The organism is Candidatus Avelusimicrobium luingense (assembly GCF_902757105.1).
Taxonomy (GTDB): domain Bacteria; phylum Elusimicrobiota; class Elusimicrobia; order Elusimicrobiales; family Elusimicrobiaceae; genus Avelusimicrobium; species Avelusimicrobium luingense.
The window spans coordinates 226,248-241,721 of sequence record NZ_CACVTK010000002.1; the positions used below are offsets into that span (position 1 = coordinate 226,248).

General features: G+C 46.1%; 16 protein-coding genes. 3 read left to right on the top strand and 13 right to left on the bottom strand.

The window, feature by feature from the left end; genetic code table 11:
* Positions 1–924, top strand: coding sequence for a glycosyltransferase family 2 protein (locus tag ACQY3H_RS02560; protein ID WP_428074542.1), 924 nt, complete (start codon positions 1–3; stop codon positions 922–924).
* A complete protein-coding gene (locus ACQY3H_RS02565) occupies positions 921–2,216 on the top strand; it encodes a hemolysin family protein (RefSeq protein WP_428074544.1) in 1,296 nt (431 codons plus the stop codon). The genes ACQY3H_RS02560 and ACQY3H_RS02565 overlap by 4 nt, the downstream gene beginning before the upstream one ends.
* On the opposite strand, the gene ACQY3H_RS02570 is transcribed toward ACQY3H_RS02565, so the two are convergent.
* From ACQY3H_RS02570 to ACQY3H_RS02610, 9 genes are all read right to left on the bottom strand, one after another.
* Positions 2,213–2,815, bottom strand: coding sequence for a type IV pilin protein (locus tag ACQY3H_RS02570; protein ID WP_428074546.1), 603 nt, complete (start codon positions 2,813–2,815; stop codon positions 2,213–2,215). The genes ACQY3H_RS02565 and ACQY3H_RS02570 overlap by 4 nt on opposite strands.
* A gap of 96 nt (positions 2,816–2,911) precedes the next feature.
* A complete protein-coding gene (locus tag ACQY3H_RS02575; protein ID WP_428074548.1) occupies positions 2,912–3,511 on the bottom strand; it encodes an HAD family hydrolase in 600 nt (199 codons plus the stop codon).
* Positions 3,512–3,622: 111 nt separating this feature from the next.
* On the bottom strand, positions 3,623–4,639 hold the full coding sequence (locus ACQY3H_RS02580; RefSeq protein WP_428074550.1) for an adenylosuccinate synthetase: 1,017 nt from the start codon (positions 4,637–4,639) through the stop codon (positions 3,623–3,625).
* Between the two features lies 1 nt (position 4,640).
* Positions 4,641–6,026 carry an adenylosuccinate lyase gene (gene purB / locus ACQY3H_RS02585; RefSeq protein WP_428074552.1) on the bottom strand — a complete coding sequence of 462 codons (1,386 nt, stop codon included), beginning with the start codon at positions 6,024–6,026 and terminating at the stop codon, positions 4,641–4,643.
* Positions 6,027–6,060: 34 nt separating this feature from the next.
* Entirely contained in the window at positions 6,061–6,558 is a 498-nt protein-coding gene (locus ACQY3H_RS02590) for a type IV pilin protein (protein ID WP_428074554.1), read from the bottom strand.
* A 136-nt stretch (positions 6,559–6,694) separates the two neighbouring features.
* Positions 6,695–7,717 carry an AI-2E family transporter gene (locus ACQY3H_RS02595; protein ID WP_428074556.1) on the bottom strand — a complete coding sequence of 341 codons (1,023 nt, stop codon included), beginning with the start codon at positions 7,715–7,717 and terminating at the stop codon, positions 6,695–6,697.
* A complete protein-coding gene (locus ACQY3H_RS02600) occupies positions 7,704–8,243 on the bottom strand; it encodes a hypothetical protein (protein ID WP_428074558.1) in 540 nt (179 codons plus the stop codon). The genes ACQY3H_RS02595 and ACQY3H_RS02600 overlap by 14 nt, the downstream gene beginning before the upstream one ends.
* Positions 8,240–8,983, bottom strand: coding sequence for a sensor histidine kinase (locus ACQY3H_RS02605; RefSeq protein ID WP_428074560.1), 744 nt, complete (start codon positions 8,981–8,983; stop codon positions 8,240–8,242). The genes ACQY3H_RS02600 and ACQY3H_RS02605 overlap by 4 nt, the downstream gene beginning before the upstream one ends.
* An 11-nt stretch (positions 8,984–8,994) precedes the next feature.
* Entirely contained in the window at positions 8,995–9,870 is an 876-nt protein-coding gene (locus ACQY3H_RS02610) for a hypothetical protein (RefSeq protein WP_428074562.1), read from the bottom strand.
* Positions 9,871–9,951: 81 nt separating this feature from the next.
* Here ACQY3H_RS02610 and ACQY3H_RS02615 point away from each other — a divergent pair, with 81 nt between their 5' ends.
* Positions 9,952–11,193 (top strand): metallophosphoesterase, encoded by a 1,242-nt coding sequence (locus ACQY3H_RS02615; protein ID WP_428074564.1) that lies wholly within the window; start codon positions 9,952–9,954, stop codon positions 11,191–11,193.
* Between the two features lie 162 nt (positions 11,194–11,355).
* On the opposite strand, the gene rlmB is transcribed toward ACQY3H_RS02615, so the two are convergent.
* Genes rlmB through ACQY3H_RS02635 form a run of 4 tightly spaced genes read right to left on the bottom strand, consistent with a single transcriptional unit; the run spans position 11,356 to position 15,473 of the window.
* On the bottom strand, positions 11,356–12,102 hold the full coding sequence (gene rlmB / locus ACQY3H_RS02620) for a 23S rRNA (guanosine(2251)-2'-O)-methyltransferase RlmB (RefSeq protein WP_428074566.1): 747 nt from the start codon (positions 12,100–12,102) through the stop codon (positions 11,356–11,358).
* 10 nt (positions 12,103–12,112) lie between these two features.
* Positions 12,113–13,213, bottom strand: coding sequence for a 6-phosphofructokinase (locus ACQY3H_RS02625; protein WP_428074568.1), 1,101 nt, complete (start codon positions 13,211–13,213; stop codon positions 12,113–12,115).
* Entirely contained in the window at positions 13,210–14,085 is an 876-nt protein-coding gene (ispH, locus tag ACQY3H_RS02630) for a 4-hydroxy-3-methylbut-2-enyl diphosphate reductase (protein ID WP_428074570.1), read from the bottom strand. The genes ACQY3H_RS02625 and ispH overlap by 4 nt, the downstream gene beginning before the upstream one ends.
* 2 nt (positions 14,086–14,087) lie before the next feature.
* Positions 14,088–15,473 (bottom strand): efflux transporter outer membrane subunit, encoded by a 1,386-nt coding sequence (locus tag ACQY3H_RS02635; RefSeq protein ID WP_428074572.1) that lies wholly within the window; start codon positions 15,471–15,473, stop codon positions 14,088–14,090.
* Between the last annotated feature and the right edge of the window lies 1 nt (position 15,474).

Sequence of the window (15,474 nt, forward strand, 5' to 3'; positions counted from 1 at the left end):
ATGAAACTATCGGTTATCGTACCTGTTTTTAATGAAGAAAGCGTCTTGCCGCAACTACGCACACGATTAGAGCCGGCCGTGCAACAATGCACGCCCGATTATGAAGTGCTTTTTATTAACGACGGCTCCACAGACGGCACATTGGCCTTGCTTAAAACATGGGCCGAAAACGATAAGCGTATTAAAATCGTCTCGCTTTCGCGTAATTTTGGCAAAGAAGCCGCCCTGACGGCCGGGTTGGCCGCCGCCACGGGAGACGGGGTGGCCGTTTTGGACGCAGACTTGCAAGACCCGCCTGAAATCCTCCCGCAATTATGGGAAAAATTCCAACAAGGTTTTGATAATATCTATGGTGTGCGTAAAGACCGCACCGCCGATTCCTTTTTCAAGCGTATCAGCGCAGGCACATTTTACAAAGTATATAACCGACTTGCCGACTCGCCGATTCCTTACAACGCGGGCGATTGCCGGCTTTTGAGTCGCCGCGCCGTAGAGGCGGTATTGGCACTGCCGGAACGTGAGCGGTTTATGAAAGGGCTGTTTTCGTGGGCAGGGTTCAAAAGTATAGGGGTGCCGTTCGTGCGCGAGAGCCGCGGTGCCGGACACACCAAATGGAACTATTGGAAACTGTGGAATTTTGCCTTAAACGGACTCACCGCATCCACCACATTGCCGCTAAAATTATGGACGTATTTCGGCCTATTTGTATCCTGTGGTGCCTTTGGATATGCCGGCTGGGCAGCCTACAAAAAAATAGTTTTTGGCAACCCGGTCAGCGGGTGGACATCGCTGATGGTAGCGATTTTGTTTTTTAGCGGGGTGCAACTGATTACGTTAGGTGTTATCGGCGAGTATTTAAGCCGCATTTTTAACGAAGTCAAACAACGCCCGACTTATTGGATAGACGAGAAAATAAATTTATGATTACACTTTTAGTTATTTTGTTAATGTTGGGATTAAATGCGCTGTTGGCCGCGTATGAAATGGCCCTTGCGTCCATTTCGCGCACGCGTTTGTCGCTACTTGTACAAAGCAAATGCCCGGGGGCAGAAGCCGCCTTGTACATGAAAGACCATTTGGAAGGCAGTTTGGCAGTTGTTCAAATCGGAATTACGCTTGTGGGGGCGGTGGCGGCGGCGTTTGGCGGCTCCGACGCGGGAAGCCGGTTTGCCCCGTGGCTTCGCGAGCACTTATATCTTTCCCGCCATGTAGCCAATGCGTTAGCGATGATTATGGTCGTTTTGCCGCTTAGTTTTATTACCATTGTTTTTGCCGAACTTACCCCCAAAACGTTTGCTATAAAAAACAAAGAACTTGTTGTATTGCGACTTTCTCCGTCGTTGCGTGTATTGTATGCGATACTCGCACCGATTGTTAACATTATGGAATCTATTGTACGCACGATCACCCGCAAATTTTCCCGCACACCCGATCAAAAAGAACTCCAACGCACCGCGTTGGAAGATTTACGCACCGCAGCGGCGATTGCGTCTTCGTCACGTTTATTCGGCAAGACGGAAGAAAAAATCGTGCTTACAAGTGCCCAATTTTGTTTGCGTAAAATTCGCGAAATTCAAGTGCCGCTGGAACAAGTCTATATGCTCAATGCCGACGATTCTATCGCCGATACCTTCATTAAAGCACATTTGGATATGCATACGCGTTTCCCCGTGCGCGGCAACCCCGAGGATTCGCAGGATATTATCGGATATTTGAACTTTAAGGACATTTTCCTTTCCACCAAAGTGGCTCAAGGCGGCCCGACCACTGCACGCAATATCGTCCGTCCGATTTTACGTTTGGAAGCCGATACCATTATCTCTGCCGCGCTTGAGAAAATGATGAAAAGCAAACAACATATTTGTTTGGTGACAGACGATAAGATGATTACCGGCATTTTGACGCTGGAAGATATTTTTGAAGAAATGGTAGGCGAAATTGAAGATGAGTACGACTTTTTCCCTGCCTATATCCGCCCGTTCGGGCAAGCACTGGCCGCCAGCGCCCCCGCCAAAATGGTAGATATCTTTGAACGGCTTGATTTGCCCGTTCCCGCCGACGTTACCCCCACCACCACCGTAGAGCAATGGGTCAGCCAGAAACTCGGGCACGAACCGACTAAAAACGAGAAGATTCACCAAAACGGTATTTTGTTGGAAACCCGCAAATTCCGCCGGCATAAAATGATGGAAGTGCTTATTAGCAAAGCGAATTAAGGCACTAGATAATAATTCCCCAAGTCACCGCTCTGTACTGTTTGCGTGGCTTTGAAAATTTGTCTGCAATACTTCAAACTTTTGGCCGAATCTACCGTCACCCCACCGGCTCCTGCACTTTTTACAACACAAGTCATTGTGTGGGCACAAACGCCAAGACCATTTGCGGGTGGCGGGCAAGCCCAATCGCCAAAATAATAAGCAAACCCGGATCCCGCGTAGGGCCCGGTCAAACGCCCCGCAAAAACCGCATGGACGGTGTCCGGATATAATTGAATAGACCAATCATTATTGGAACGGGTATCTGTTAAATATGACGCTGTAGACCATTTTGTCGTACCCGTAAATGGAATTTCTACGGCTAAATCATCAAAGGAATTAGCATAGACGCCGTTAGCCAAATAATAATTTTCCTGTGCTTCGCCAATGGCTCTTAATAATGGCCATACCGCCGCCGCACGCGATTTTTCCACTGCTTTTTGATACTGCGGTAACGCTACCGATGCTAAAATACCAATGATAAGAACGACCACCAATAATTCAATTAACGTAAATGCTTTGATATCCAAACAGCCCGTAAAATAACTTTTATTTTTCATGTTCACTCCTTTCTTAGAAAATTTTCTCATACAAAAAATTAGCAAAAAGGCAAACCTAAAAGGGTTTCCTTGTAAATAACCGATATGAAAATAATTTTATAGTACCGACCGACTTATTAAAATACGGCGCAAATCGTCGGGCGATGTAAATAAAATCGTTTCAAACCCCAAATCCGCCGCTTCGGAAACGTTTGCTTTATTGTCATCAATAAAAATACAATTTTGCGCGTCCAACTGATAGCGGCGCAATAAGCAGGAATAAATGCGCGGATCGGGCTTGACGAGTTTTTCCTGTCCGGAAACCACAATACCGTCAAATTCTTTTAAGAAATCAAACCGTTTTTGTGCAATAGGGAATAATTCGGCCGACCAGTTTGTCAGTCCGTACAAGCGGTATCCGCGCTTTTTGAGTTCGCGCAAAATTTCCACCGTACCGGCAATTTCCCCGCCGAGCATTTCTTCCCAACGCGTATAATAAAAACGAATCGCAAATGCATACTCCGGAAATTTATTTTCCAATTGTTCAATGCCTTCTTCAAGCGAACGCCCGGCATCTTGTTGGGTGTTCCATTGGGACGTACAAACATTTGCCAAAAACCACTCCACTTCTTTATCGGTCTGAAAAATTTTACGGTATAAGTAGCGCGGGTTCCAATCAATAAGCACTCCGCCGAAATCAAAAACAATATCTTTCATAATAACTCCAAAAATTTATCTTATTTATTGTAACACTTTTTGAAAGGAATAAAATACACAAGCGGCAGACATATCGCTGCCGCTTGTGTAAAAAATAGCCAACAACAGTTATTACAACACTAATGTATCTTCCATATCCGGGCCGGTGGAGATAAGCGCAATTTTCGGATGCGGATACACTTCGGCCGATAACGCACGCAAATTTGCCAAAAACGCTTTGGCTTCGGGTGTAAAATCTTCTTCCCGTTTAACGCGATCGTTCCCGGGGAACATATCAATATGCGTAATAGCGATTTTCGTGCAGTTGTTAATCATAATCGCACGCGAGGCCGAGCGCTTTTCAAACTTACCCACACGGCGCAAACGTTTGCTTACGCTGCCGATTTCGTGGCCCTTGGTGTGGTAAATTTCCAACTCTTTTTCATCGGTCATTTCATGCTCTAACGGGCCGGGGCCTACGCGCGTGATATACGGCTTAAAAACCACATACACATCGCGCACGCTCTTGGGGCCGAGTCCGGCTTCGCCCAAAAAAGTGCTGGCGGTAGTATCGCGCGACGTCACAAACGGATATTCTCCGTGTAACAAAGAAAGTTTAATACCTTGCGTGCCTTCCAATAAAATATCGCCGCCTTTATCTAAACTGCGGTTTAAGAGTTCCGGCACATCTTGGATAAAATCTTTTAAGAGCGGTTCGTCTTTGGCAAATTTGATATCGCGCCGTTCAATGCGTTCTTTAACGGCTTGACCGAGCCCGGTGCCTACACTTCCGATGTGATTCATAAAGTGGCTTGCGCCGCGTTCGGCTCCGGTTTGCTCGTCGGTAATTAACACGGCATATGGGTCAATAATCAAGCGGTCTTGCGTATTTGTTTTTTTCACTTCATCTAACAACCATTCGGTTTTGGTGTAGGCTCCCGCGCCGAGTACGAGTTTTGTTTTGGGGTTCAAAAATCCGGACGGGATATTTTTAAGCGTATAGGAAACGCCGTCTTGCACGACGGTGTGCCCGGCATTGGGGCCGCCCACGCGCACGCAATATTCATAATTGCCCTTATACGATAAATAAGCGGCAATTTTACCTTTTCCTTCGTCGCCGGCTTGTCCGCCGCATACTAAATCAATCATGCTATCTCCTTGCCAGTTGGGCGGCTAAACCGGTATAATTTTCCGGCGTAAGCGCAAGCAACTGTTTTTTAATAAGTTGGGGAACATCAAGTTCCTTTATAAATCGTTGGAAATCATCGTACGTTACCGTACGCCCGCGGGTTAAATCGCGTAATTTTTCATAAGGATTTTGGATATTTGCCGCCCGCAGAATTGTTTGAAACGCTTCGGCTAACACTTCGGGATGATTTTTCACTTCCGTTAAGGCGGCGGCGCGGTTAAAAGCAATTTTACCAAGCCCGCGAAACAGCGAATTTTGCGCCACGCAAATATATCCAAACGCTACAGCCATATTGCGCAGAACGGTAGAATCGGACAAATCACGCTGCAAACGCGAAATCGGTAATTTATTGGAGAAGAAATCACACAAGGCACTTGCCAGTTGTAAATTCCCTTCGGCATTTTCAAAATCAATCGGGTTGACTTTTTGCGGCATCGTGGACGAGCCGACTTCCCCTTTCACAGCCTGTTGATGCACTAACCCGGCGGAAATATATTGCCACATATCACGGCAAAAATCTATCAAAAGAACATTGATACGGCGCAAATTATCAAAAAGTTCCGCGTAAGAATCGCGCGGATCCACTTGTGTGGAAACAGGTGTTAAAACGAGTTTGATTTTGCGGCCTTTATTTAGCGTGTCAATCATTTGTTTTGCCGCACGCGGCCAATTTACACCGGGGAACGCGGCGGTGTGCGCGTTAAAATTTCCTACCGCCCCACCGAATTTACATGAAATTTGTTGCTTTTTTAACTGTGTAATTTGCCGTGCTAACCGATCTGCCGTTACGCGAATTTCTTTGCCGAACGTCGTCGGCACAGCCGGTTGTCCGTGTGTGCGCGCCAAAAGCACAGAGGCGGCTTCTTTGCGGGAGAGTTGCATTAAGGTGCGGTGTAGTTTTTCAAAGGCCGGAAGCAATGCTTTTTCCACTCCGTTAGCCAGCAAAAGCGCATACGAAACACTGTTCACGTCTTCACTGGTAAGGGAAAAATGCAGATAATTTAACCGGTCTTTGAGCACCGTGTTTTGCAATTTCAACCGCAAAAAATATTCTACGGCTTTAACATCGTGGCGTGTAGCGGGGATATTTTTATACCCTTCAAACTCAATAGCACGCAAGACAGACAAATCGTTTGCAGACAGCGGGAATAACGACGACAACAATTTTTTTTCACTTGCGTTAAGTGCTTTGAAATGCGGGAGTTTTAAGCCGGAAAGAATTTGTAACCAAGTGAGTTCCGTTTGTACGCGATAGGTAGCAAAAGCGGCTTCTCCGGTTTGAGAGCGGAGCGAATCTAACTGACCGCGATAGCGGCCGTCCAGCGGGCAAAGGGCCGTCATATCCATATTTATATTCTAGCAAAAAAATGGTTAATACAAATCATAACGAGATTGTATAACCGGAGCAACTCTTACCACCAAGCAGACTACAGGAGGAAGTGTAATTCTTTGCCGGGCCGAATGTAGCACAAATCCGCTTGCTAATATTATCTTCGGTGGCCCAACAAGAACCCTGTCCGCCTGCATAAGGTATTTGTAATTGTACATACGACGTAGCAGCCAAAAACTGATCGGCTGCTAACCAGATATGCTGTCCGTTACTAAGCACAATACTGCTTCCGTTCACTTGACTTCCCGCCGGATAAGTAACAGCCAATACTTCCGGATCTTGGGTGTAAGTATTATTTGCCAAATAATATGCTTGCTCGGCACTTTGCAAAGAATGCAATAGTGAGAACAAATTCATGGTGCGCGTTTTTTCCACCGCTACTCGATATTTGGGTAACGCCACTGCCGCCAAAATACCGATAATAAGCACAACCACTAACAATTCAATAAGTGTAAAACCACCTAAACGACCCAACATTGTGTTTTTCATACTTTTGTTCCTAAATGGATATCCCTACCTTATTTATAAAATTTAGCAAAAAAATGTTAAGTAACAATTTTCACTTATTGCAAAAATATCCGCTATACTCTAGCGAGTATCTACTAAACTAAAAATATATCGGCGGTTATTGCGGCAAACGCCCGGCCAAAATTTCCGCCACGGCGCGCGTTTGTTTAATTTTGCTAAGCACGATTTTGAGTGACGCCGTTAACGGGACAGATAAAAACGCCCCGGGCACTCCCCAAACAAGCGTCCAGAAAATTAAACTGCCCACCACCGCCACCGGGTGCAAATCCATCCCTTCACCCAAGAAACGCGGCTCCACCAAATTGCCGATAATAAATTCGGTAGCGGTTAACAGACCCATTACAATAAAAAATTCCGTTCCCAAGCCGTATTGTAAAAATAATACCGGAGCCGGCAACAACACCGATATAATAGAACCCACACTCGGGATAAAATTAAGCAAACAAGCAAGCAACGCAAATAATATCGCCAATTTTACTTGAAAGCCAATCAAGATACTGGCCACAATTACGCCCGTAATCAAGGAAGCCATAATCTTAACCGATAAATACACCGAAACATTAGCCAACATGGCTTTAATTGCCGGGTTTGTAATCGGGCGGGATTTACGTTTGCTGCCCAGCAAGAAGAACGTCATAAACAATACAATCAGCGTAATGTTAGACACTACCGAGAACAACTTGCCGCCCAAGTTACGCAACCAATCAAATAAAGGAAGTTCACGGATATAATTTTCAATAAAATTCTGGTCGATATTAATGCCATGCTGTTGGAGTTTGGAAGCCAAATCGCCGATAGTAGCAATTAAATTTTGGCGGTACACTTCCGCCCCCTTCAAAAATTGTCCGACAGAGGCCGTCGTAAATAAAATAACCGCTATAAAAAAGGAAGTTCCCAACGCAATGGCTACTGTTAAAGCGAGCCATTGCGGAAAATTAAATTTTTGGCGTAAATACAAGGCAACTTGAGCCAAAATCGTATAGAGAAAAATAGAAATAACTAACGGAATCAGCAACGCCCGCGTATAGACCAAAAAGGCCGTTACCACTCCGGCTGCCACAATCGTTAAACAAATGGCCGTAGTTTTCAAATAATAATAGGTTGACTTATCCGATAACATTTTCCCCCCGTTTAGCTTCGGTTTGTTTGGCAATTTCACGCGCTAAAAAAAGTATTTTTCCTGTCAAACTTTCTAAATCATTTTGGCAAGAAGTCAATAACCATACATTTAATTTAGCCGCCGTAAAATTTTTATACGTGTGGGAAAAAACATCATACATTGTCGTAAATTCATCACAAGCGCGGGAAAGAGCTTTGGCACGCATGTTCATACTTTTTACGGCCAACCCCAACTCGGCTTTCCAATCATTCGGCTGATAGGTCCGCGTCCGGGCGCGTAACGGTTGCCATAAAGAATCTTGCGCGTCTAACTCTTTACGTAAGTCTTGGCAAAACCCGTTAAAATCGCCGGCGAAAGCACTGTCGCGCACTTCTATATTTTTACGCAGTTGTTGGACAATTTGTGCCAAGCGGCGGTTGAGTTCCGTTAACTCCGCGCTGGCTCGCACCGTTTGGGCGCGCAGCACATCACACTGGACGGAAATGGCCTCTAATAATTGCTCGGGAGTAAATTTTTTTACATTCATAAAACAGGCAAATTAACCGTAAAAATAGATCCCAAGCCCCGGTCAGACACTACACTCACCGAGCCACCATGCAATTCCAATATACGTTGCACCATGGTCAGGCCAAGCCCCCAACCTACGACTTGCCCTGTTAAATCATCATCCACTTGATAGAACGGTTCAAAAATGCGGCCCACATCTTGCGGGCGGATACCCGTTCCGTAATCGCGCACGGAAAGAGAAACGCAATCTCCATGATTGATACATTGGATTTTAATTACTTTTTCAGGTTTATTATTAAATTTAATAGCGTTAGTTAATAATTCTTCCACACATAAACGCAACATCTCGGCGTTAGCGGTTAGCATTAACTGGTCGGGGCAATCGGTTTCCACAAAAGCACCGCGACGCATGGTATCGGCTAGCGGAGCCGGCTTTCCGCTTAAACTTTCTTCCAACAATAATACATGGGCGGCCGCTTCTTTGATAAGCGGTTTAAGGGAAAATTCTTTTTTCTCCATGGTTTGCGGTGTTAAGGCTAATACTTGGTTAAAGGCAATAAGTTTATCTACCAGTTGTGACAAGTTCGTCCCTTGCACGCCAATTTCTTCTAACGCTTTGGCCGAAAACGGAGAAAGCGTATTTTTGTGCTGTGCTTGTACCGCTTCGCAATACCCGTTAATAATAGAAAGCGGGGTGCGGAATTTATGAGCAATCATCGTTAACGCTTGTCTGTTGATATTCATTTCTGCTTTATCCATAATTAAACTCCTTAAAAAGATACATTCAACCGCAACGAACCGATATCGCGGCGGTTTTTATCTTTTACTTCGCGCACATGGTTATAGGTTACATCTACCAAAATGCGATCCCCAATAGGGAATGTGTTTCCGAACATAATAGAATGTTCCGGTCTGGCCGTGTGGAACTCGCCATAGCGATACGATAAATATAATGTAGAACCGTTTTCGGCCCACATGCGCGTAGCACGTGCGCCCACGCTGTATTTCGGTAAGGCTTGCACAAAATCTAAAGTCAATAATCGCGCCAAATCTTGTTGGTCTAATACGCCACGGAAACCGGCCACTTCGCTGATACCATCGGGATATTGAAAGACAGCCCCGTCCACTTCAAACCCAAACGCATTGTATAAGATTTGTGAAATACCAAAGGTATATGCCATTTGAGAATAATAGCGGTTTTCAAAAGAGCCGTCTTGGTAAAAGGCAGTTCCTTTTTGACGTCCATACGACGCCCCCATCACGGCATGCGTATAAATATTTTCTACACGGTCGTCGTTAAGTGTCATACGCAGTTGGGCATTAAGGCCGTAGGCATTGGCATCTTGAAATAGGGGGTTATCACTTTTGTTTTTGAAATAATAAAACGGACGCAACGTAAAACCGACTGTTCCCAAATCTAACACCACCGGGACAGCCAACGAATAAATAGTATCTTTTATATATCGGGGATTAACCGCTCCGGCCTCTATTCCGGCCAACGTATTTAATGTCAAAGCCATCGTAGCAGCAACATGGGTTTTATCCAAGTGGGTGCCTCCCGCATAAGAAGCCGACACATCCACCGTACGCGCTTGCAAGGTAAGCGCACTTATACTAAAAAGAAAAAGCAATGTTAATTTTTTCATATCTTCTATTAAACAAAATTTTACGTAGGTTTGCCCATGAAATCTTTGGCGGCCCCACCGATATTTGCTAGAATAAAAGAGATGAAAAAAGCCGGACTCTTGTTTTTATCCTTAACTGTGGCGTTGGCAAGTCATGCGGCACAAATTATCCGTGGCCCGTATTTGGAAGATCCCACGCAAACTACCATTGTATTACGTTGGCAGACCGACGTACCTACTCCGTCGTGGTTAGAATATGGCCCGGCCCCGCGTTGCAATCAAATCATGACCGTTACTCCCGAGGGACGCAATCATAAAACGGTCTTATATGGTTTAGTACCCAATCAAGATTATTGCTACAAAGTATATGTATATAATAATGCAAAAGACGGTACGCAAGAACCGGTAACGGGAACGTTTCGCACGTTATTTTCCGCAGAGCGTAAAATCGTACAATTTGTAGCCATAGGCTCTACCGCTAAAACCGATACATCTACCCCCAACGAAACAGAAGAATCTTTATTTTCGGCATTTTCCTCGGCTCCGGCAGACGACTCTGCCCAAGCACGGGAACGCATTGCAGAAGCCATCAACCAAGAAAAAGGCGACTTTTTAATTCATACGGGCAACCTTACATTAAGCGGACTCAATACCGACGCTAATGACGAATTTTTCACGCCGTTCAAATCGGTCTTGCGGCATTTCCCGTTGTTTATAGCCGTCGGGCCAAACGAATACGGCCCGGAACGGGAACAACGCGAAAGCAAATCGTTCTTTGCTACCAATTACCGCCGTTACCACGACATGACATGGAGTAACGCTACGCCCAAATATTATTCCTTTGACTCCGCCAATGCACGGTTTATCTTTTTAGATACCAACATCGCCGAAGGCGCGGCGTGGGCACCGGAACTCACGGATAAATCTAATCAAATTTCGTGGCTCAAAAGCACATTAGCCGGCGCAAGCGAGAAGTGGAAAATTATCGTTATGAATGCCCCGGCCTATTCATCAGGAGCTCGCGGAACTAATAACGAAGTATTTACCAATCTCGTAAAGATTTTTGAAGATTACCAAGTTAATTTAGTGTTACAGGGCGGCGACAGTAATTATGAACGCACTTTCCCCATGTTCCGCGGGGAAATCAAACCGCGCGGGGTAACGTATATGACGCTGGGAACAGCGGCCCCCAAACCCACCAAGCGCGAAAACCCGGATCCGTCCACCGCACGGTTTGTATCGGCGCGGCATTATGCAACGGTTAAAATCGTGGACCGCAAATTATCCGTTAAAGTATTTAGCGATAAAGGCAAACAGTTAGACAGTTTTGATTTGTACTTGTAATACCTTCCCTTATTTTTTACGTCCCGGTTTTGATACGTTAAACCGGGACGTATTTTTTGCTCAAATTTCCCACCAATAACAAACATACGGACTCCACTGTTTGTTGAGCCCGTATGTATAAAACCACAAATAACTATCTTTTAATTAGCCGAGTATGCCAATTTAACACTTTACTTTGGCCATCATGTCGTACATGATGATACTGGCTGCTGCCGACGCATTCAAACTCTCCACCCCTCCTTTTTGCGGGATGGAAATAATCTCGTCGCAGTTTTCAGCCGTTTTTTCGCGGATACCAAAACCTTCCGAGCCAATCACCAGTACCGCCGGAGAAGCATAAGTCATTTTAGTAATAGGTTTGCCGGCCATATCGGCGCCATATATCCAAAAACCTTCTTCTTTTAAGTCGTTAAGGGCGGCAGACAAATTAGCCACTTCCACAATGTTGATGTTTTCAATTGCCCCACACGCCACTTTATAAACAGCGGGCGTAATACCTACGGTGCGGCGATTCGGTAAAATAATCGTGGAAAAACCTAAACACGCCGCGCTGCGGATAATCGCCCCTAAATTTTGCGGGTCGGTCATTTCATCTACCGCGAGCCACAAATCTTTTTTATTGCCGTCGCTTTCGTAAATAGCATTGGAAAGTTTCATCAGTTTAACGGGTTGAATTTTCGCCATAATACCTTGGTGGTTGGCGTTGCGGGTTAGGCGGTCTAACGTCTTGTTATCAATGCGGTCAATTTTGACATTAGCGCGTTTGGCCAAACGGATAATATCTTCAATAGCGCGGTGTCCGGCTTTACTGTCGGACACATACAACTGGGTTACGTTGCGTTTTTTACTTCTAAGCGCTTCTTGTACCGGGTGAATCCCGTAAATCATATCCAAGTTATTATCGTTCATACAATCTCCCTTATCCGATTTCGCGCGAACCGAAACTCATTCCCACTTCCAAGGCGGCTTTTACTTCAGCCCCGTGCGGGTCCACGCGTTTTAAGTTGGCGATGGCGTCGGAAATTTTAACTTCGTCCATGGCGAACTTATGAAACGCTGCCATATAGCCGAATTTCCCTTCTAATACCATATCCAATGCTTTGGCACCGTAAAGCGTGGAAAGCCAGCGGTCAAAAGCCGTCGGCGTTCCGCCGCGTTGGGTGTGCCCAAGTACGCACGCGCGTGACTCAATGCCGGTTTTGCTTTCAATCATATCGCTGATCTTGCTTGAGATACCGCCCAAGCGGATAGAGTCGGTGCTGCCCGCCACGGTGCGGGCAACGGCTTGTTCGCCTTGTTCGTTCTTGGCACCTTCTGCCGCCACTACAATACTAAATGTCTTACCGCGATCTTTGCGGCGTTGGATATAATTGACGATCACCTCATCGTTATACGGAATTTCCGGGATAAGGACAATATCTCCCCCGCCGGCAATGGCCGAACGTAATGCAATCCACCCCGCATAACGGCCCATCGTTTCCACAATCATTACACGGTGGTGGCTTTGGGCGGTTGTATGCAAACGGTCAATGGCCTCGGTAGCAATATGCAAAGCAGAGTCAAACCCGAAAGTTTGGTCGGTAGCCGACAAATCGTTATCAATCGTTTTGGGAACGGCCACAATCGGCATACCCATTTCTACAAATTGTTGCGACATATGAAGGGTGCCGTCACCGCCAATGGTAATAAGAGCATCCACGCGGTTCTCTTTAAAATTGTGCAACACAACCGAGGACATATTACGCGGTTTTTCCGGCGTACCAAACGGTGCAAGCGTATAATTGAACGGGTTAGCGATATTGCTGGAACCCAAAATCGTACCGCCCAACGTTAAAATGCCGGAAACATTTTCGTTGGTGATATGGATAAATTCATTACGTACCAAACCGTCAAATCCGTTTTTGAATCCGAGCACTTCTATTCCGTGGGAAAGCGCGTTTTTGCTGACCGCGCGTACTACTGCATTAAGGCCGGGGCAATCACCACCGGCAGTTAAAATTCCGATACGTTTAATAGTCATTTTTGTTCCTCTTGTTTAGTACGGCGCAATTCGCGCACGCGCCCGGCTACCCGGTCGATTACCCATTCCGGCGTAGAAGCGCCGGCGGTAATAAAAATCTTTTGGGCATGTAAGATTTGGGGTTCATCTAATTCATCTTCCGTTTCCACATGTTGTACGGCGGAAGATAATTCTTTACAAAGTAATGCCAGCCGCGCGGTGTTCGCGCTGTGTTTCCCGCCAACTACAATGACCAAATCGGCACTTTGGGCAAATTTGATCGTTTCTTTTTGGCGGTCTTTGGTAGGTTGGCAAATCGTGTTAGACACTTGGCAAATATCCGCATGTTTTTTGACTTCATCGGCCGTTTGATAAAACACACTTTCTTTTTGTGTGGTCTGTGATACTACGTTCACTTTATCAAAATGCGGTAACCGTTGCGCTTCTTCCGGGCCGCTCACCACCGTTCCGCGCCCTTGCGTATAACCCATAAGTCCAATAACTTCGGCATGATCGGCATCGCCTACGATGACGGTATGATATCCTTGGTCTGCAAATTTGGCGATAATGTTTTGCGCGTGTTTAACCAGCGGACAAGTAGCGTCTTCCACTTCCATACCAAACGATTCTATTTCGCGTTGAAATTGCGGGGTGATACCATGCGCACGAATTACCAACACGCCCGATTTGTCCGTGGCTTGCAACGGGGAATCAATCGCCGTAATTTGTTTGGCACAGAGCATATCGGTTACTTGTTTATTGTGAATCAGCGGCCCAATGGTATAAACGGGTTTTTTACCCGCCGCCTCTAATTCCAACACCTTTTCAATGGCGCGCTTCACACCGGGGCAAAAGCCCGCGCATTTGGCTACGATAACGTCTTTATCTGTCATAATTATTTTGTATCGGCTTTCCAACCGCCGCCGAGTGCCTTACATAAATTGACCGAAGCCGATAAACCGTTGCGCCGCGCCGTAGATAAATTCATCTCCGCGCTAAGCAAAGTTTCTTCCACGTTGAGTAAATCGGTTACGCCGATGAGCCCTTCACTTTCCTGTTTCTTTGTTAAATCGTAACTGCGTTGCATGGCCGCGGTTTGTGAGTTATAAGATTCATAAATATCACGTCCGTAGCGGTTAGCGGCGAGGGCATCATAGGCTTCCTTAAAAGCAGTTTGTACCGTTTTGGTATAATTCGCTACTTGTTCGCGATAGACGGCTTCGGCTTTTTCATTTTGGGCTTTGATTTTGCCGCCTTCAAAAATAGGGGCTAATGCTTGGCCCGCAATATTCCACACGCCTGCGCCGCCGGTAAATAAATTAGACAACGCACTGCTTGCAAAACCTGCCGTTCCGGTTAATGAAATAGACGGAAAATACGCCGCACGCGCCGCACCGATATCAGCATTAGCGGCAATCAGTTGTTCTTCGGCCATGCGAATATCCGGGCGACGTTCTAACAAATCGGACGGCAAGTCGGACGGTACTTCCGGCACAAAATTAAGTTCGTTTAATGTTTTGCCGCGCGGCACATTAAGCGCGATAATTTCGCGCGGAGATTTGCCGAGCAATACCGCCATGGCGGTTTCTTGTTGTTCGCGTTGCATAGAAAGTTGTTGCAACTGGGCCTGCACACTATCGCGATCGGCTTGCACGCGGCGCAAATCTACTTCCGTGCAATAGCCGGTATCGTAACGGGCTTGATAAATGCGTACGTTTTCTTCGCGCGCTTGTAAGGTACGTTCTAAAATATCTTTTTGTTCATCTAACATACGCAAGGTAAAATAACCGTTTGCCACATCAGCAGTTAAGGTTAAGCGTACCGTATCGCGCGCAGCTTCGGTAGCGAGTAAGCGGGCCTGCGCCGATTTTTTCAAACTACGATATTTACCCCAAATATCCAACTCAAACGAAGCCGATAAACCGGCTGTACTTTGGCTTTCGCCCGAGCCGTATTGGTTCCCTTGACGGCCGCTTTGGGCTCCGGCGGATAACGAAGGCATTTGATCGGCACGGGCCACCCCTACGTCCGCGCGAGCTTGGTCAACACGCGCGATAGCGGCTTGTAAATCTTGGTTATACGTTAACGCCTCTTGCTCCAACCGGTCCAGCACCGGGTCTTCAAATACTTGCCACCATTTGGCCGTAGTAAAAATACCAAACTCATCCCCAGCTTTTCCTTGCGGCAAATCTAATTCGGGCCGTTTATAGGCCGGGCCGAGCGTACATCCGCCAAGCCATACAAGCCCCGCGGCTAAAATACTGATTTTTTTGAGATTCATT